Below are 16,478 nucleotides of genomic sequence, written 5' to 3' on the forward strand. Positions count from 1 at the left end.
TACACCCAGCGGCGGCCCGCGGCACGGCCTTGCGGCCGCCCCGGCCGCGCGTGCCCGGCGGCATGCCGGTGATCGCGCCCATGCCCGCCGCGCGGCCCGCCCGCATACCGAACCAGCGTGACGGCGCCGAGGAGACCGTCGCCGCCGGCACCACCGTCGACCACCTCACCGAGACCTACCGCGCCCACTACCGCTCGCTGCTGGGCCTCGCGGCGCTCCTCCTCGACGACACCGCCTCCTGCGAGGACGTGGTGCAGGAGGCGTTCATCCGTGTCCACTCGGCCCGCAAACGCGTCCGCGACCCGGAGAAGACGCTCGCCTACCTGCGGCAGACGGTCGTCAATCTCTCCCGCTCGGCCCTGCGCCGCCGCATCCTCGGCCTGAAGCTGCTGTCCAAGCCGATGCCGGACATGGCGAGCGCCGAGGAGGGCGCCTACGACCAACTGGAGCGCGACTCCCTGATCAAGGCCATGAAGGGCCTGCAGCGCCGCCAGCGCGAGGTGCTGGTGCTGCGCTACTTCGCCGACATGACCGAGGCCCAGGTGGCCGAGACCCTCGGGATCTCGCTCGGCTCGGTCAAGGCGTACGGGTCCCGCGGCATCGCGGCGCTCCGGCTCGCCATGGAGGCGCCCGCATGAGCGAGAACCACGAGGGACGTGACGCCGATGAGCGTCACGAGCCCCACGTCCCCTACGAGTGGCACGAGCCGACGCGGCCACACGAGCAAGAGCACAGGCAATCGCACGCTGGGAACGGAAACGTGAACCACAGCCCCGACGAAAAGGGCCCCGAGGGGTTCGACTCGGACGAGCTGGCACTGCGCAGGATGCTGCACCAGGCGGTCCAGGACATCGAGCCGCGCGACGGCACGCTGGACCGCCTGCGACGGGCGGTCCCGGCGCGCCGGGCCCGCAAGCGGCAGGCCGCCGTCGGCATGGCGGCCGCAGCCCTGTTCCTCGGCACCGCCATCCCGGCCCTGGTGCACGTCTCCGCTTCCGCCGGGTCCGACGCCAACCCGGCCATCGCCGGCCAGGCCTCGCAGGCCCAGGGCGGCACCGGCCAGGGCAAGGACCCGGAGGGCGGGGAGACCACGGCCGGCGGTTCCTCCGGCAAGGTCACCGGCAAGGACACGGGCGGCAGGAAGGACGACCCGAAGGGCGGCAAGGGCACCGGCACCGGCAGCGGATCCACCGGCGGGACACCCGGCCCCTCGACCACTACCGGCACCGGCGCGGCCGTCTGCACGGCCGCCCAGCTCGGCTCCGCCACCGCGACGGTCGCCGCCCCCGACTCCGCGGGCGTCGTCTACGGCACCTTCCGTGTCACCAACGTCTCCTCCGCCGGCTGTACCGTCGGCGGCTCCGGCACCGTGACCCCGCTGGCACAGGGCGCGGCCGACGCCGCCAAGATCAGCGTCGTGAACCACACCCAGGGAGACCCGGCGGCCGGCCTGCCCGATCCCTCCACCGAGGTGGCGGGACTGGTCCTTCTGCCGGGCTCCGCCTACGAGGTGAAGTTCGCCTGGGTGCCCTCGGAGACCTGCCCCACCACCGGCGGCAACAACGGCGGCACCGGCACCGGCGGTCCGTCCCCCGACCCGTCGCCCAGCCAGGACGCGGGCGCGACGTCAGGCACCACGACCACCGGGACCGGCACCGGTTCCTCTCCCCAGCTGATGACGAAGGACGGTACGTCCGACGGCAGCGTGGTGGTCTCCCACACGCCGGAGGCGGGCTCACCGACGGTCTCGACGACGGTGTCCCACGCGTGCGCGGGGACGATCTACCGTACGGGAGTGCTGTCGGCCTCGTAGCCGTCCCGCGCAGCCCGGCCGGCCTGCGCCGGTGCGGGCCCGGCCGCCTCGTCCGGCACCAGCCCCAGCTCGGCGTCCCTGGCGTACTCCACCTCGCGTCGTACCAGCCGGAACCACATGAAGACCACGAACCCGGCGAAGACGAACCACTCCCCGGTGTAGCCGAGGTTCTGGAACGCCTTCAGGTCCAGCCCGGTGTTGTCCGGCGCCGTCGCCGGTACGGCCTTCATCCCGGAGTCGCCCTTGTCGAGCGTGATCCACGCGGGGTACACGTCGTAGGGCACGAGGTTGACCAGCGACGCCGCGCTGATCGCCGCGGTCTGCCCGGCCGGCAGTCCGCCCCGGGCACCGACCCCGTTGTCCCCCGGCGTCTCGGACGCCTGCAGGGCGCCGGTCACCGTGACCTCGCCGGCGGGCGGAGCCGGGGCCTTCGCCGGATCCGCGTTCCCCGGCAGCCAGCCGCGCACCACCGGCAGCGCCTTGCCGGTGCCGGTGCGCAGCAGCGTCAGCACGTAGTACCCCTGCTTGCCGTCGAGCTCGCGGCCCGGGACCAGCAGCTGCTTGCCGTACCGCCCGGTCGCGGTGGCCTGCTTGCCGGACGTCTGCTTGTCGACGGGCAGCAGCCGCTCCAGCGGACGCGCCGGCTCCGTGCGGTCCGACGCGGCCTGCGCGACCGCGCTGCGGTGGTCCTGCACGCGCGCCTCGAACCGGCCCAGCTGCCACGACCCCATGAAGATGCAGAAGGGGATGGCAAGCAGCACGAAGACGTTGATGCCCCACCAGCGTGGCGTCAGCAGAAACCGGTACACGCCTTCCACGGTACGGGGCGCCGGGGCGTTCCCCGGCCGCGGGGTCGGGGGGCCGAGAGGCTCGGAGCCGGGGGCCGAGAGGCTCGGAGCGCCGGGGCCCATGGCCTCGGGCTCCGGCGCGTGGAGGCCCGTACGCGGTGAGGTGACGGCGTCAGACCCTGGTGGCCTTGATCGAGTACATGAGCGGGACCCGCGGCCGGCCGGCCGGGAAGCGGAAGAGGCCGTCGTGCTGCTCGAAGTCCGCGAAACGCCGGAAGAGCGAGACATCGTGCTCGTGCAGGAACTCGATGCGCAGTCCGGTCTCCGCGATCGCGGAGACGACCTCGCCGAGCGGGTGCTGCCACTCGACGCTGCGGTTGTGCACGGTGTCGGCGCCCTCCGCCCCGTAGGTGCCCGGCGCCTCCTCCACCCAGGCCTCGCGCGCGAAGTAGTCGTGCACGATCCGCGAGCCGGTCTCGTCGTCGAGCACGTCGGTGAGCGGGTGGAACTCGGCGAGGTACAGGAATCCGCCGGGAGCCACGAGCGACGCGGCGGTCCGCGCCCAGCGCCGGACGTCGGGCAGCCAGCACAGCGCGCCGCCGCCGGTGTAGACGACGTCGTACGACCGCTCGGGCACCGCCTGGGCCGCGTCGTACACGTCGGAGGTGACGAAGGCCGCCCGGTCGCCGTCGAGACCGAGGTCGGCGGCGAGGCCACGGGCCACGTCGACGGCGGGAGCGGAGAAGTCGAGCCCGACGACCCGGGCGGCGCCGTGCCGGGCCCAGGACAGGGTGTCCGTGCCGATGTGGCACTGCAGATGCAGCAGCGTCCTGCCGGTGACGTCCCCGACCTCGGCGAGTTCGAAGGCGCGCAGGGGATCCCGGCCGGCGCGGAAACCGTCGAGGTCGTAGAAGTGCCCGACGGCGTGCAGGGGTGCGCGCTCGTCCCAGAGGGTGCGGTTGGCCTCGCGCCAGTCGGCGGGTGTGGGGGAGTACATGGCGGGGTCCTGATCTTGTGTGTCGCGGGCGGTGGAAGCGCTTGCCGGGTGACTTGCCGGTGAGGAGAACGGCTGGGAAAAGTAAGGAGATCGGAACAGTGCGGTCGAAGTTATCCACAGGCTGGGGGCCTCGCCAGCGAATTTCCGGTCCGGCCAGGCAGTATGGGGCCATGACTGAGAGCAGCAACGGGTCCGACCCGCGCGATCCGCGGGACCAGCGCGAGCGCGGCGAGCAGATGCCGGACTGGGAGAAGCGCTTCCGGGCACCCCGGGTGTCGCTGCCCGACTGGGCCGAGGACGCACCGGACCACTCCTTGTTCGTGTCGAACGCCACGGGGACGTACGAGCTGTACGCCTGGAACCGCGCGACGGGCGAGCAGCGCCAGGTGACGGACCGGCCCAACGGCACGACCGACGGCGTGCTCTCCCCGGACGGCCGGTGGGTCTGGTGGTTCGACGACAAGGACGGCGACGAGTTCGGCGTCTGGCGGCGCCAGCCGTTCACCGGCGGCCCCGACGAGGCGGCCGTGCCCGGCCTGGACCCGTCGTACCCGGCGGGCCTCGCGCTGGGCCGGGACGGGCACACGGCGGTCGTGGGCCGCTCGACGGACGAGGACGGGACGACGATCCACCTCGCGCGCGTCGGCGAGGGCTCGGTAGAGATCTACCGGCACCGGGAGTCGGCGGGCGTCGGCGACCTGTCCCACGACGGCTCGCTCATCGCCATCGAGCACACCGAGCACGGTGACGCCATGCACTCGGCCCTGCGCGTCCTGCGCCCCGACGGCACGGCGGTCGCCGAGCTGGACGACACCAAGGGCGGCACGGTCGAGCTGGGCCTGGAGGTGCTGGGCTTCGCCCCGGTCGACGGCGACACGCGGCTGCTCATCGGGCACCAGCGGCGGGGCCGCTGGGAGCCGCTGGTGTGGGACGTCGCGACGGGCGAGGAGACGGACCTGGCGCTGGACCTGCCGGGCGACGTCAGCGCCGAGTGGTATCCGGACGGCAGCGGCCTGCTGATCGCCCACAGCTTCGAGGCCCGCAGCGAGCTGTTCCGCTTCGACCTGGCGACCCGTGCACTGACGGAGGTCCCCACTCCGCAGGGCACGGTCTCGGGGGCGACGGCCCGGCCGGACGGCAGCGTGGAGTACCTCTGGTCCTCGGCCGCCGAGCCGTCCGCCGTGCGCTCGACGGCGGGCGGAGTGGTCCTCGACCCGCCCGGCATGAGGTCACCGGGGTCGGTCCCGGTGCAGGACGTGTGGGTGGAGGGCCCGGGCGGCCGCATCCACGCCCTGGTCCAGAAGCCGGCCGGGGCGACCGGCCCGCTGCCCACGGTCTTCGACATCCACGGCGGCCCCACCTGGCACGACAGCGACGCCTTCGCCGCGGGCCCGGCGGCCTGGGTCGACCACGGATACGCCGTGGTCCGGGTGAACTACCGCGGTTCCACGGGGTACGGCCGCGCCTGGACCGACGCGCTCAAGCACCGGGTCGGCCTGATCGAGCTGGAGGACATCGCCGCGGTCCGTGAGTGGGCGATCAGCTCGGGGCTGGCCGACCCCGGCCGGCTGATCCTCACCGGCGGTTCCTGGGGCGGCTACCTCACCCTGCTCGGTCTGGGCACCCAGCCGCAGGCGTGGACGCTGGGCGTCGCGGCGGTCCCGGTCGCCGACTACGTCACCGCGTACCACGACGAGATGGAAGCGCTGAAGGCCATGGACCGCACACTGCTCGGCGGCACACCGGAGGAGGTGCCGGAGCGCTTCGAGGCCTCCTCCCCGCTGACCTACGTCGACCAGGTCAGGGCCCCCGTCTACATCTCCGCCGGAGTCAACGACCCACGCTGCCCCATCCGCCAGATCGACAACTACGTCAAGCGTCTCGAAGCCCGCGGCGCCGTCCACGAGGTCTACCGCTACGACGCCGGCCACGGCTCCCTGGTGGTCGACGAGCGCATCAAACAGGTCCGCCTGGAACTCGACTTCGTGGAGCGGCACTTGCCGAAGTGAAGCCGCGGGTGCCCGCCCGGTCCCTTGCTGAGCGGGGGGCGGGGGCCGGGTGGGGCCTTGCTGGGGGTGCACTGGGGTGCGATTGGCAGTGGCTGCACCTGTAAGAGCCGGCACGGGCGCCCTGGTCCGGCCGATCTCGCATCATGCGGGACGAGAGGGGGCCCTTTTCTGCGTTTCTAGGCTTCAGGGGCTACCGCTACGCTCCTCGACCACAATTCTTCGGCGTGGTCGGCGAATCGAGCGAACATGCCGCTATCGCCGTACTTTCGCAGGTGCAGTAGCGGGGAGTCGTGCCCGACCAAGCGCGCGAGATGGGGCGTAACCAGCGCCTGGTCGTCGAATCGGAACACTGACAGCGATACGTGATTCGTGGCGTCGCTCACTGCGGAGAAACGGGCCTCCAGACCCTCATGTGCACCGAGCTTTCCCAGGTGCTCAAGCGTGATCCGGATGCGTGTGGACACCGTGAGTGCCACATCTTCGATCTGTTCGCGGTGGCGCGTTATCTCGCCGTCTGGATCGCCCAGCAGAAAACGCACGCGGCACCCGCTGTCAAGTTTCTGACGCAGTGTGGAGACGAAAGCCGGCTGATCAATCCAGAGAAAGTAGTTCGTGTATCCGGCGAAGAGGATATCCGTTTTGGACTTTTCGATGAGTTCGGCCCAAACCGTCGATGGACAGGAGGATCGATAGGGGTAGGAGCGGATAATCTCCCGGTCTCCACCTGTCTTGATCCGGTCCTTTACCGCTTTCGGCCACAGCATCTCTTCGTCAACTCCCAACGCCTTGCAGGCGTCTTCCCGGTTTCTGGCGTGCGGGATTAATTCGGCGTCCGCTACTCACCGTTCCACGGTCTTGCCAGAAACGCCTACCCGTGCCGCTAACTGCCTGGGCGACAGGTTGGCCGACTGCATAGCCGATCTCAGTGCGCTGTTCAAGACTCCCCCCGGGGACGTTTGGGCGTTCTTCCACGCTATCGCCGAGACGTCCCAGGTGTCGCCAGACGTGCTCCGAAACCTCCTTGAGGGAGCGTCAGCATGGCCGGACGACAAGGACCCCCGCGACCGCTGGAACGGCCCGGGGGCTATGGCCACCGCTGATGGGAGCGATGACGTGACAGACCTTATCCGAACTGCCCTCGAATGGATGAGAGCGGTCCTGCTCGGGCGACGCACGCCAGGCAGGTACGCACGCACCCCTGGGCGCCCCCAGGCGGCCTGTACGCCGCCCTCCCCGCACGTGTACGGCGCACGCCTGGTGGGAGTGCGCAGCCTGCGTCCCAGGCCGTTCGAACCGTGGGAGCATCCCGGCGCCCTCGTCCGGCCCTACGTCGCCCGCCTGGACGTGATGTTGCGAACTACCCGCACAGGCGCCCAGCTCGACCCGTGGGGGGCTGCCTCGTGAGCGCCCAGGTATCGCCCGGCGCCCCCGCTGCAAGCGCCCAGCAACAGGCCTACGGCAATTGGCTGCTGCACGCCGAACAGTGCGACGAATGCAGGGCGGCCGAGAAACCGGGCGCCGGTTGCGACCGAGGCAAAGACCTGTGGGGCGCGTACCGCCTCGCGCGCATCGGAGCAAGCACGGACGGGGGTGCCTGATCCGTGGGCATGACCCTTGCTGTGTACCGGATCAATCCGGGAACGGGCGCCCGTACCTGCGTGCGCAGGAAGCGCGTAGTGCGACCGGTGGAAGTGCCAGAAGTGGGCAAGAAATACCCGCCGTGCATCTGTCCGCGGTGCCGGACCAGGAAAGCCGACCAGCCGACCGAGGGGGCGCAGTGACCCGCTCAATCATCAAAGACGCTGAATGGACGCTCGGGCCGGTAACCGCCGAGGGTGCCCCGCTGGCCATCTATTCCGCAGTGTGCATGGAGTGCCGTGCGGAAGCGAAGCCAACGGACAGTGAGCCGCTGCCGGTTGAGGTCTGGGCGCTGAAACACACGGGCCTGAATCCCGTCCATCGGCAATTCAAGTCCATGGTGGAAACCTATTGGCGGATGACTCCGGCCGAGAACAACCCCTATCGCGAGAACGGCGACCAGGGCGCCTAGTACCCGCAGCACCACACCCGATGGCTGCCGCTTCCGGGGCGCTGCGAGGCGCAAGGGCAGTAATGCCAGACCCCCGCCCAGGCGACCCCCGACCTGGGCGGGCCTGCGCCCCCGACAGGCGACCACGGGCCCTGTCGGGGGCGCCTCCATGTGTGGCTGGACCGGGTCTCACGGTCGCGGCACGGTCCCAGCAGGGCCAAACCTGCGTCTTGATTTCGGGCGCCCAGGTGCTCTCCGTACTCTCGGAGTCGGCCGGTTTCCGCAGGTCAGAGGCTAACCACACCTAGGAAAGCGCACCGGGGCGGAGCCCCCGGGGAGGGGTCCGTCTCAAGCGAGCGAGTCGGGTGCGTGGGTGGGCGACGCCGTGCGGCCTCGGCGGCCCAGCAGCTCCGCCAAGCCCCGCCGCGTAGCCGCCAGCACCACCCGGTCCTCGCGCCGCAGGACATACGTGCCGGGCAGATTCCACACCAGTCCCGAGGCCCGCCCCGCGTCCTCGGCCGGCCCCTGGCCGGCAGTCGGCTCCCGCCGCTCCTGTCCCGTCGCCCCCGTGTCCAGCGCCAGCACCCGCCAGTACCCCGCCCGGAAGGCCTCCGCCACCGTCCTGCCCTCCAGCTGTGGATGCCCGCCCACTTCCACGGCCGCGAACAGCAGCACCCGCCGCTCGACCGGGATCGCGCCCAGAATCTGCCGCCCGAACATCGCCCCGGCGAAGGCGGGCGCCGCCAGGTGCGACACGCTCCGGCTGCGCGTCAGGGCCTGCGGGTGCGTGGCCCGCAGGGTCCGGTACACGGCGGTCGCGAAGTCGTCGTCGTACAGACGCAGCACCACCCGCAGGTCCGGCCGCACCGACCTGGCGTACAGCACGGCCTCCAGATTGGTCGTGTCCGCGCTGGTCACCGCGAGCAGCGCATGCGCCCGCTGGACCTTCGCGGCCTCCAGCACGCCTTCCTGCGTGACGTCCCCCAGCACCACCGGCACGCGCAGCCGCCGCGCCGTGGCCAGACCGCGCGCCTCGGGATCGGACTCCACGCACACCACCGGTATGTGCAGCTCCCGCAGCCGCGTCAGCACCCGCGTACCGATCTTGCCCAGCCCCAGCAGCACGACGTGCCCGCTCAGCCCGCGCGGCGGCTTGCGCAGCCCGGACGCCGACCGGAACGTGCCCAGTGCCTCCAGCACCGCCGCCAGCAGTACCGGCAGCAGCAGCAACCCCACCAGTCCGGACAGCAGTTGGAGCACCTGCCGGCCGACCGAATCCCCGAGGGCGGGGTTGTCGATCGCGAAGAGATCGAGCAGCGTCAGGTAGAGGGCGCCCAGCGGATGCACCCCCGTCACCAGCCACAGCGCCACCGCGAGCGCGAACACACACCCCGTCAGACCCGCCAGCGACCACCGCAGCCGCCGTGAGAACAGCGACGTCAGCGGCGGTACGAAGGCGACCCCGCGCCCCGCCGACAACGGCGGTCCCGAGAACGACACCTGCTCCAGCACCACGGTCCCGCGCCCGGTGGCCGCCCGTACGGCGGCCTCGTCCGGCAGCAGCCGGGGCCGGTGCTCCCCGCTGCCCTCGGACCCGTCCGCCCCGGCCGGGTCGCTGCTCGTCGCCGACAGCAGCGCCAGGGTGCACAGCCCGGGGTCGGCGACCTGCCCGGGCGCGGGCGGCGGCCGTTCCACCGCGCGCAGCAGCAGCCCGTCGGTCTGTACGACCTTGCCGGTGCCGGCGACGGCGCTGGCGGCCAGGGCCGGAGCGGCCGTGTCGGCGTCGGACAGCACGGTCGTCGAGGTGTCGAGCCCGGAGACGTCATCCTCTCCGACGGCCAACGCGGCGGCCTGGTCGAGCAGTTCCTCGATGTGCACGCCCAACCGCCGGTTGTACAGCCGCAGGACGAGCCGCAGCCTCGGGTTGAGCCGGCGGGCGGTGAGGGCGGCGCGGATGTTGGTCTCGTCGTCGTCGTACACGAGGGCCAGCGCGGCGGCCCGCTCCACGCCCGCGTCCGCGAGGACGGTCTCGGTCAGTTCGGCGGCCTCCAACACCCGGTCCGGCCCGGCGGTCTGACCGCCCCCGCCCCCGTTGCCGCCGCCACCTCCGGTGCCGCCGCTTCCGCCGTTGCCCCCGGCCGCGCCGCTTCCGCCGTTGCCCCCGGCCCGTCCCACGGCCGCGCTCACCACCCGGTCCAGCAGCGCCGACGCCGCGCGCGCCCGCCCGACCACGGGTGGCCGTACCACACGCTCGGAGGGCGGCACGACCAGCGTGACCTGCTCCCCGTACACGCCGCGCAGTTCGGCGGCCAACCGGTGCGCGAGCCCGTCGTCGCCGCACACCACCATGTGCGCGCCCGTGTCACCCGGCGCACCACCCTGATACGGAACGCTCCCCACGAGGGAAGAGACTGCCGCACCGGGACGCGTGGTTCCAAAACGCGCTCGCGGCAGCGGCCGTGGCCGCTGAACGGGCGCGCCCGGACCGCCGTACTGAAGGGGAGGCAGATCAAGTCGTGCAGCGCGCCGGAGGTACCGCATCCGTGGCCATCACCAGACCAGCCCCGCCCGGGCCGGAACCCCGCGACGCGGAGGCGACGCCCACCGGCATGCGCGACCGGCCGCAGGGCGAGGGCGACCGGCACGACGAGCGGCTGTACGGGGAGGGCGAGGAGCCGCAGGGCGAGGAGCCGCAGGGGGAGCGGCCGCAGGGCGAGCGCGACCAGCACGACGGGCATGACCGGTCGGCCCCGTCGGACCGGTCGGCCGCGTCGGACCGGCCGGAGCGGGACGGATGGCACATCACCTCGCCGGTCGCCCTGACCGTGCTGCTGCTCGCCGTCGTGGTGGCCCAGGGACCCATACGCAGGGCCCTGGCCGCGCCGGTGATGCAGAGCTGGATGACGGTGTTCGTGGCCGTGGTCGTGCAGGCCCTGCCCTTCCTGGTGCTCGGCGTGCTGCTGTCGGCGGCCATCGCGGTGTTCGTCCCGCCGTCGTTCTTCGCCCGCGCCCTGCCGAACCGCCCCGCCCTGGCCGTCCCCGTCGCCGGGGTGGCGGGCGCGGTGCTCCCCGGCTGCGAGTGCGCGTCCGTCCCGGTGGCCGGAGCCCTGGTCCGGAGGGGCGTCACCCCGGCCGCGGCGCTCGCATTCCTCCTCTCCGCTCCCGCGATCAACCCGATCGTCCTGACCGCGACGGCCGTCGCCTTCCCCCGCAATCCCGAGATGGTCCTCGCCCGCTTCGGCGCGAGCCTGCTGGTGGCGTGTGCGATGGGCTGGCTGTGGCAGCGACTCGGCCGTACCGACTGGCTGCGCCCGCCCGCACGCTCGGCCCACGAGGGCGGGAGCAGGGGCGCGGCGTTCTGGGGTTCGGTCCGGCACGATGTGATGCACGCCGGGGGCTTCCTGGTCGTCGGCGCGATGGCGGCCGCCACGCTGAAGGCCGTCGCCCCGGCGAGCTGGTTGCGCACGGCGGCCGGCAACCCCGTCGTCGCGGTGCTGGCACTGGCGGTCCTGGCCGTGCTGCTGTCGATCTGCTCCGAGGCGGACGCCTTCGTGGCGTCGTCGCTGTCGCAGTTCTCGCTCACGGCGCGGCTGACGTTCCTGGTCGTGGGGCCCATGATCGATCTCAAGCTGTTCGCGATGCAGGCGGGCACGTTCGGCCGCGGCTTCGCCCTGCGCTTCGCCCCCGCCACCTTCGTCCTCGCCGTAGTGGTGTCCGTACTGACCGGGACGGTGCTCCTGTGAACCGGCAAGCCCAAGCGGCGGTGATGTTCCTGGTGGGCGCGGCCCTGCTGCACGCGGGCCTCACCGGCCTCTACCTGCGCTACGTCAAGGCGGGCCTGCAGCCGTTGCTGCTGGCGTCGGGCGCGGTACTGATCGTCACGGCGCTCGCGACGGTGTGGTACGAGCGAAAGGGAAGGCGCGGCCACGGCGACGGCCATGACCACGGCGACGTCCGCGGTCACGGCTTCGTCCGTGGCCACGGTGACGGCGATGGCCACGGCGACGGCCATGGCTCCGGTGACACCCACGGGACCGCCGGTGATCGCGGTCACGCATACGATCACGGTCCCGCCGATGCCCACGGTCACTCGGACGATCACGGTCACGGCCACCGAGAGCCCCGCATCTCCTGGCTCCTCGTCCTCCCCCTCTTCGCCCTGATCCTGGTCGCTCCGCCCGCCCTGGGCTCGTACACCGCCGTCCGCACGGGCACGGCCCTGCAGCGGCCCTACGGCTACACGGCGCTCCCGGCCGGCAACCCGCTCCGGCTGAGCGTCGTCGACTACGCCGGCCGCGCGGTCTACGACCACGGCCGCTCCCTCGCCGGCCGTCCGGTCCAGATCACCGGCTTCGTCGCGCTGGACCGCACCGGCGCGCCGTATCTCGTCCGCATGGCCCTGAGCTGCTGTGCCGCCGACGCCCAGCCCGTCAAGATCGCGCTGACCGGCCGGATCCCCCCGGTGCTGCAACCCGACACCTGGCTCCAGGTCACCGGCACGTACACCGCCCGCCGGACCAGGGACCCGGTCAACAACGGCCCGATCCCCTTCCTGAACGTCACCGAGGCAAAGCCGGTGCCGACGCCGCACGACCCGTACGACGAGACGTGGAACCAGTGACCAGGGCCGTCCTTCGTCGCGAGGAGCGGGAATGGGCCGGGGCGCGGAGAATTGAAGTATGCGCTTCCGCAACGGTCGGGCAATCCCCCGGTGCGGGTGGACCGTATATACGGATGTGTCGAGGTTCTGGTTCTCCGCGGGCCGTCTCCCGGACGAGGCTCTGCTGTCCGGGCTGGCCACCGGCGATCCGGAGCTCGCCGTCACATTCGTACGAAGGTTCCAGCACACGGTCTTCGGTGTCGCCATAGCCGTCACCGGGGATCCGCAGCTCGCCGAGGACATCGCCCAGCAGACATTCGAGCGCGCGTGGCGGCATGCCCAGATCTACGACTCGCGCCGTGGGTCGGTCGCGACCTGGCTGACCACCATCGCGCACAACCTTGCCATCGACGCCGTCCGCTCGCGGCGTCCTGAGCCGGTGGCGCCCGAGGACCTCGACGCGATCCTCGGCGTCGTGAGCGACACACCCGAGCAGCACGCGCTCGCCGACGAGGCGTCGTCCCACCTGCGGGCAGCAGTGGCGGAGCTGCCCCGCGAGCAGGGACGCGCCCTGGTGATGGCGGGCATCTACGGAATGACCGCCCAGCAGGTCGCCGACTGGGAGCACATCCCTCTGGGCACCGCGAAGACGCGCATCAGGGCGGGGATGGGGAAGCTGAGAAACACGCTTGCGTCTCCGAAGCGGGGAGACCATGTCCAGTGACGTCACCTGCGAGGAACTGAGGGCGATCGGTGCCGAGCTCGCCCTTGGTGTCCTGCCCGGCCGTGAGCGGGCCGGGGCGGTCGCCCACCTCGACCGGTGCGCGGACTGCAGGGAGTACGTCGAACAGCTGACCCTCGTGGGCGACCGGATCATCGGGCTGCTGCCGGGCAGCGAGCCGCCGGTCGGGTTCGAGACCCGGGTGGCGCAGGCCCTGAAACGGGGCGCGTCGGCGCAAGAGGAGCACTCGCGGACCCGCGAGTCCGCCCGCGAGTCCGCCCGCGAGTCCGCCCGGGAGTCCGCCGCACCACCTCAGGCGCCGGCCCGTACCCTGCTGCACGATCTTCGCCGCCGGGCGCGGCTGCGGATCGCGGCCGCCGCGGCCGCACTGGCCCTCGCCCTCGGGTTCGGCGGATGGGCGGTCGGTACGGCGATCCAGGACGTCGCGGGCGGGCGGGCCTCGATCGCCGGGGACCGCAACGGCATGCTGGAAGGCGGGCTGACCTCGACCCACGCCCTCGGCCGGGCGGCCGGGGAGATCTACGCCCATCCCGGGTCCCCGGGCTGGGTCTACATGTCCGTCGACCTGGCCGCGGCCGGAACCCCCCACAGTGGACAGGTCTCCTGCCTGCTCGAGCGCACGGACGGCAGCACGATCCCCGTCGGCGCCTTCACCCTGCGGCAGGGCCGCGGCTTCTGGGGCGGCCCGGCCCCGGTGAATCCGGCGGAGCTCACCGGCGCCCGCATCACCGCCTCCGACGGAACCGTGCTCGCCAAGGCCCGTTTCGAGAAGGCGAACGAGGCCTGGGCCGGGAGCGGACTGATCCCGGTCCGCTCAACTGCCGCAAGCGGCCCCCAAGTTCGGCAGCACGACGGCGCCTGAGCAGCACGGCCGTCACGCAGGCCCGCGAGGTGCTCCGGGCAGCCGTCAGGGTTTCCCTCCTTCGACGTCACCCGCAGAGCCTCTTCCGTCAGCGCAGGCACCAGGCTTCATGGTCGCTTCATGCGCCGTCTCTATGGTCCGGGTCCATGAGCGAAGTGCTGGCGGTAGATGCCGCCGAACTCACCAAGACCTACGGCACCTTGACCGCGCTGGACCGGGTCTCCATCAAGGTTGCCGAAGGCGAGGTCTACGGTCTTCTCGGCCCCAACGGCGCAGGCAAGACGACGTTCCTGCGGATGCTGTTCGGACTCATCCGCCCAGACAGCGGCACCTTGGAAGTCTTCGGCCGCTCGTGGGACAAGCACGGTGTCGCAGTGCTCGAGGGAGTGGCCGGCTTCGTCGAGAGCCCGAAGTTCTATCCCGGCCTCAGCGGCCGGCGGAACCTGCAACTCCTCGCCGGATTCGACGGCGGGGTCGCACCCGACCGTATCGACGAAGTCCTCGACATCGTCGACCTCACCGACCGGCAGCACGACAAGGTGGGCGGCTACTCCTTCGGCATGCGCCAGCGCCTGGGCGTCGCCGCGTCCCTGGTGCGCGACCCGAGACTCCTCATCCTCGACGAACCCGCCAACGGGCTGGACCCGGCCGGTATCCGCGACATGCGTGCCCTGGTCAAACGCCTCGCCTCGAGCGGCCTGACCGTGCTGCTCAGCAGCCACGACATGGGCGAGGTCGAGCAGATCTGCGACGACGTCACGATCATGCGCACCGGGACGGTCGCCTACCACGGGTCGATCGACGCCCTGCGCGAGCAGGCCCCCGCGCAGGCCCATCGCATCACCACCACCGACGACGCCGCCACCGAGAAACTCGTCCGCGAGCGCGGACTCGAGGTCGCCCGCACCGGCGACGGCCTCGCCGTCCACGGATCGCGGGGGGACATCGACGCTCTGATCACCGACATCGTCGGAGCCGGCATCGCCCTGCGCGGACTGGGCCTCGACAAGACGCCCCTGGAATCGCTGTTCTTCATGCTCACCGAGCCCACGCCCGATGCATCCACGCCGGATGCACCCACCCCCGAGATCGACACCCCAGTGACCAGCGGAGCGCACCGATGACCACGACCACCACCGGCGTTCCCCGCACCCCCACCCCGACCGCTTCCACAGCGCCGGAGCGCACCACCCGTCGCCCCGGCACCGGAACCGTCCTGCGCTGGGAGGTCGCCAAGCTCGTCGCGCAGGCCCGCACCCGCTACGCGCTGCTGGTCTGCCTCATCGCGCCGATCGCCATCGTGCTCGTGTTCAACGGGCAGCAGCAGTCGCCCAGCGACACGATCTACGGCCGGCAGATCCACACCAGCGGATACGCGGCGCCGCTGTTCATCCTCGCCTTCGGCTCTCAGTGGATCTTCCCGATGCTGGCAGCCCTCGTGGCCGGCGACATCTTCGCCAACGAGGACCAGCACGGCACCTGGAAGACCATCCTGACCCGGTCGGTCACCCGCAGCCAGATCTTCTGGGCGAAGACGCTCGCCGCGACCCTGTTCACCGTCGTCTCGCTGGCCGTTCTGGAAGCGAGCACCATCGGCTCCAGCCTGCTGATCATCGGCACCCAGCCCCTGATCGGACTCGGAGGCCAGCTCATTCCCTCCGGCACGGCGCTTCCGCTGGTCATCGCCTGCTGGGCAACCGCCCTGGCGCCGCAGATCGGGTTCACCGCCCTGGCCATCCTGCTGTCGGTCAAGACGCGCAACCCGGCCGCGGGAGTCGCTGTGCCGGTCGCCCTCGGACTGGTCATGCAGCTGATCGGCACCCTCGGCGGCATCGACCTCACCCGCCGGTTCCTGCTGACCACACCGCTGGATTCGTGGCACGGACTGCTCGCCGAGCACCCCTTCCACGGCCCGCTCACATTCGGACTGGCGGTCAGCGCCGCCTGGACCGCCGTCTGCCTGGCAAGCGCCCACGTCTCGCTGTGCCGCCGCGACATCACCGGAGGCTGAACCGTGATCCCCACCCGACTCCTCACCCGTGGCCTGGCCGTCGCTGCGGCGGTCGCCGCCGTGGCCGCCTCCACCGCCTTCAGCACACCCGACATCACCAAGCACCGCGTAGAAGAGGCACTGGCGCCGACGTTCGCGAACCTGTACGTCCAGCGGGCAGCCATCCTCGGGATCCCCGGCATCACCGTCGCCGGAATCGACGCCTCAGCGAAATGTGACCGCGGCGGCCCGAAGGTCGCCGATGTCGGCTCCGGAACCGACTGGATCTGCAAGGTCACCTTCCACGACACCGCCCACCAGGTGCAGACCGGGAAGTTCGAACTGCAGATCAGGGCCGACTCCACCTACGTCGGCGGAGGCCCCTCCAAGCTCATCGGCACGGCGACCATCACCGACAAGAAGACCGGAAAGGACGTCCCCAACCCGGTGTTCGAGTTCGACGGCACGCTCGACCCGGACCACCCGTAGCGTCCCGGTGTCCGTCGGCAACGGGAGCCCGTGGCGTCCCGGCGTCCGTCGACAACGGGAACCCGTGGCGTCCCGGCGTCCGTCGACAACGGGAACCCGTGGCGTCCCGGCGTCCGTCGACAACGGGAACCCGTGGCGTCCCGGCGTCCGTCGACAACC

The 16,478-nt window shown here is 71.7% G+C and carries 15 protein-coding genes; 11 read left to right on the forward strand and 4 right to left on the reverse strand.

What is annotated here, in order from left to right:
* Nucleotides 1-62 precede the first annotated feature (62 nt).
* Together AB0A61_RS01905 and AB0A61_RS01910 are read left to right on the forward strand one after the other, a co-directional pair.
* A complete protein-coding gene (locus AB0A61_RS01905) occupies nt 63-638 on the forward strand; it encodes a SigE family RNA polymerase sigma factor (RefSeq protein WP_355897769.1) in 576 nt (191 codons plus the stop codon).
* Nucleotides 635-1,813 (forward strand): hypothetical protein, encoded by a 1,179-nt coding sequence (locus tag AB0A61_RS01910; RefSeq protein ID WP_361284505.1) that lies wholly within the window; start codon nt 635-637, stop codon nt 1,811-1,813. Before AB0A61_RS01905 ends, AB0A61_RS01910 begins: the two co-directional genes overlap by 4 nt.
* Here the strand turns inward: AB0A61_RS01910 and AB0A61_RS01915 are convergent.
* Together AB0A61_RS01915 and AB0A61_RS01920 are read right to left on the reverse strand one after the other, a co-directional pair.
* Entirely contained in the window at nt 1,783-2,622 is an 840-nt protein-coding gene (locus AB0A61_RS01915; protein ID WP_361284508.1) for an SURF1 family protein, read from the reverse strand. The genes AB0A61_RS01910 and AB0A61_RS01915 overlap by 31 nt on opposite strands.
* A 151-nt stretch (nt 2,623-2,773) precedes the next feature.
* Complete coding sequence (locus tag AB0A61_RS01920) at nt 2,774-3,598, reverse strand: class I SAM-dependent methyltransferase (RefSeq protein WP_361284511.1); 825 nt, start codon at nt 3,596-3,598, stop codon at nt 2,774-2,776.
* Between the two features lie 170 nt (nt 3,599-3,768).
* On the opposite strand from AB0A61_RS01920, the gene AB0A61_RS01925 reads away from it, so the two are divergent.
* On the forward strand, nt 3,769-5,607 hold the full coding sequence (locus AB0A61_RS01925) for a prolyl oligopeptidase family serine peptidase (RefSeq protein WP_361284514.1): 1,839 nt from the start codon (nt 3,769-3,771) through the stop codon (nt 5,605-5,607).
* A gap of 176 nt (nt 5,608-5,783) precedes the next feature.
* Here the strand turns inward: AB0A61_RS01925 and AB0A61_RS01930 are convergent, their stop codons facing one another.
* Entirely contained in the window at nt 5,784-6,371 is a 588-nt protein-coding gene (locus tag AB0A61_RS01930; RefSeq protein ID WP_361284517.1) for an XRE family transcriptional regulator, read from the reverse strand.
* A 1,013-nt stretch (nt 6,372-7,384) separates the two neighbouring features.
* Here AB0A61_RS01930 and AB0A61_RS01935 point away from each other — a divergent pair.
* Nucleotides 7,385-7,657 carry a hypothetical protein gene (locus AB0A61_RS01935; protein WP_361284520.1) on the forward strand — a complete coding sequence of 91 codons (273 nt, stop codon included), beginning with the start codon at nt 7,385-7,387 and terminating at the stop codon, nt 7,655-7,657.
* 327 nt (nt 7,658-7,984) lie between these two features.
* Here AB0A61_RS01935 and AB0A61_RS01940 read toward each other — a convergent pair whose 3' ends face one another.
* The gene (locus AB0A61_RS01940) at nt 7,985-9,985 is read right to left on the reverse strand and encodes an NAD-binding protein (protein ID WP_361284998.1); all 2,001 of its coding nucleotides are present in this window, start codon (nt 9,983-9,985) and stop codon (nt 7,985-7,987) included.
* A gap of 194 nt (nt 9,986-10,179) precedes the next feature.
* Here AB0A61_RS01940 and AB0A61_RS01945 point away from each other — a divergent pair, with 194 nt between their 5' ends.
* The 7 genes from AB0A61_RS01945 to AB0A61_RS01975 all read left to right on the forward strand — a co-directional run bounded on the left by AB0A61_RS01945 (nt 10,180) and on the right by AB0A61_RS01975 (nt 16,319).
* On the forward strand, nt 10,180-11,379 hold the full coding sequence (locus tag AB0A61_RS01945) for a permease (RefSeq protein WP_361284522.1): 1,200 nt from the start codon (nt 10,180-10,182) through the stop codon (nt 11,377-11,379).
* Nucleotides 11,376-12,257 (forward strand): TIGR03943 family protein, encoded by an 882-nt coding sequence (locus tag AB0A61_RS01950; protein ID WP_361284525.1) that lies wholly within the window; start codon nt 11,376-11,378, stop codon nt 12,255-12,257. Before AB0A61_RS01945 ends, AB0A61_RS01950 begins: the two co-directional genes overlap by 4 nt.
* A 115-nt stretch (nt 12,258-12,372) precedes the next feature.
* The gene (locus tag AB0A61_RS01955; protein ID WP_361284528.1) at nt 12,373-12,960 is read left to right on the forward strand and encodes a sigma-70 family RNA polymerase sigma factor; all 588 of its coding nucleotides are present in this window, start codon (nt 12,373-12,375) and stop codon (nt 12,958-12,960) included.
* Nucleotides 12,950-13,840 (forward strand): hypothetical protein, encoded by an 891-nt coding sequence (locus tag AB0A61_RS01960; protein ID WP_361284531.1) that lies wholly within the window; start codon nt 12,950-12,952, stop codon nt 13,838-13,840. The genes AB0A61_RS01955 and AB0A61_RS01960 overlap by 11 nt, the downstream gene beginning before the upstream one ends.
* Nucleotides 13,841-13,986: 146 nt before the next feature.
* Nucleotides 13,987-14,964, forward strand: a complete 978-nt coding sequence (locus tag AB0A61_RS01965; RefSeq protein ID WP_361284534.1) for an ABC transporter ATP-binding protein — start codon at nt 13,987-13,989, stop codon at nt 14,962-14,964.
* The gene (locus AB0A61_RS01970) at nt 14,961-15,851 is read left to right on the forward strand and encodes an ABC transporter permease (protein WP_361284537.1); all 891 of its coding nucleotides are present in this window, start codon (nt 14,961-14,963) and stop codon (nt 15,849-15,851) included. The genes AB0A61_RS01965 and AB0A61_RS01970 overlap by 4 nt, the downstream gene beginning before the upstream one ends.
* Before the next feature lie 3 nt (nt 15,852-15,854).
* Entirely contained in the window at nt 15,855-16,319 is a 465-nt protein-coding gene (locus AB0A61_RS01975; RefSeq protein ID WP_361284540.1) for a hypothetical protein, read from the forward strand.
* Nucleotides 16,320-16,478 lie beyond the last annotated feature (159 nt).

Origin of the sequence: Streptomyces sp. NPDC046197, assembly GCF_040646295.1 — a bacterium.
Lineage (GTDB): Bacteria > Actinomycetota > Actinomycetes > Streptomycetales > Streptomycetaceae > Streptomyces.

What these genes read in the sequence shown, in the direction of transcription:
- AB0A61_RS01905 (WP_355897769.1), top strand. Translation starts at nt 63, where the DNA reads ATGCCGGTGATCGCGCCCATGCCCGCCGCGCGGCCCGCCCGCATACCG.
- AB0A61_RS01910 (WP_361284505.1), top strand. Translation starts at nt 635, where the DNA reads ATGAGCGAGAACCACGAGGGACGTGACGCCGATGAGCGTCACGAGCCC.
- AB0A61_RS01920 (WP_361284511.1), bottom strand. Translation starts at nt 3,598, where the DNA reads ATGTACTCCCCCACACCCGCCGACTGGCGCGAGGCCAACCGCACCCTC.
- AB0A61_RS01925 (WP_361284514.1), top strand. Translation starts at nt 3,769, where the DNA reads ATGACTGAGAGCAGCAACGGGTCCGACCCGCGCGATCCGCGGGACCAG.
- AB0A61_RS01930 (WP_361284517.1), bottom strand. Translation starts at nt 6,371, where the DNA reads ATGCTGTGGCCGAAAGCGGTAAAGGACCGGATCAAGACAGGTGGAGAC.
- AB0A61_RS01940 (WP_361284998.1), bottom strand. Translation starts at nt 9,985, where the DNA reads ATGGTGGTGTGCGGCGACGACGGGCTCGCGCACCGGTTGGCCGCCGAA.
- AB0A61_RS01960 (WP_361284531.1), top strand. Translation starts at nt 12,950, where the DNA reads ATGTCCAGTGACGTCACCTGCGAGGAACTGAGGGCGATCGGTGCCGAG.
- AB0A61_RS01965 (WP_361284534.1), top strand. Translation starts at nt 13,987, where the DNA reads ATGAGCGAAGTGCTGGCGGTAGATGCCGCCGAACTCACCAAGACCTAC.
- AB0A61_RS01970 (WP_361284537.1), top strand. Translation starts at nt 14,961, where the DNA reads ATGACCACGACCACCACCGGCGTTCCCCGCACCCCCACCCCGACCGCT.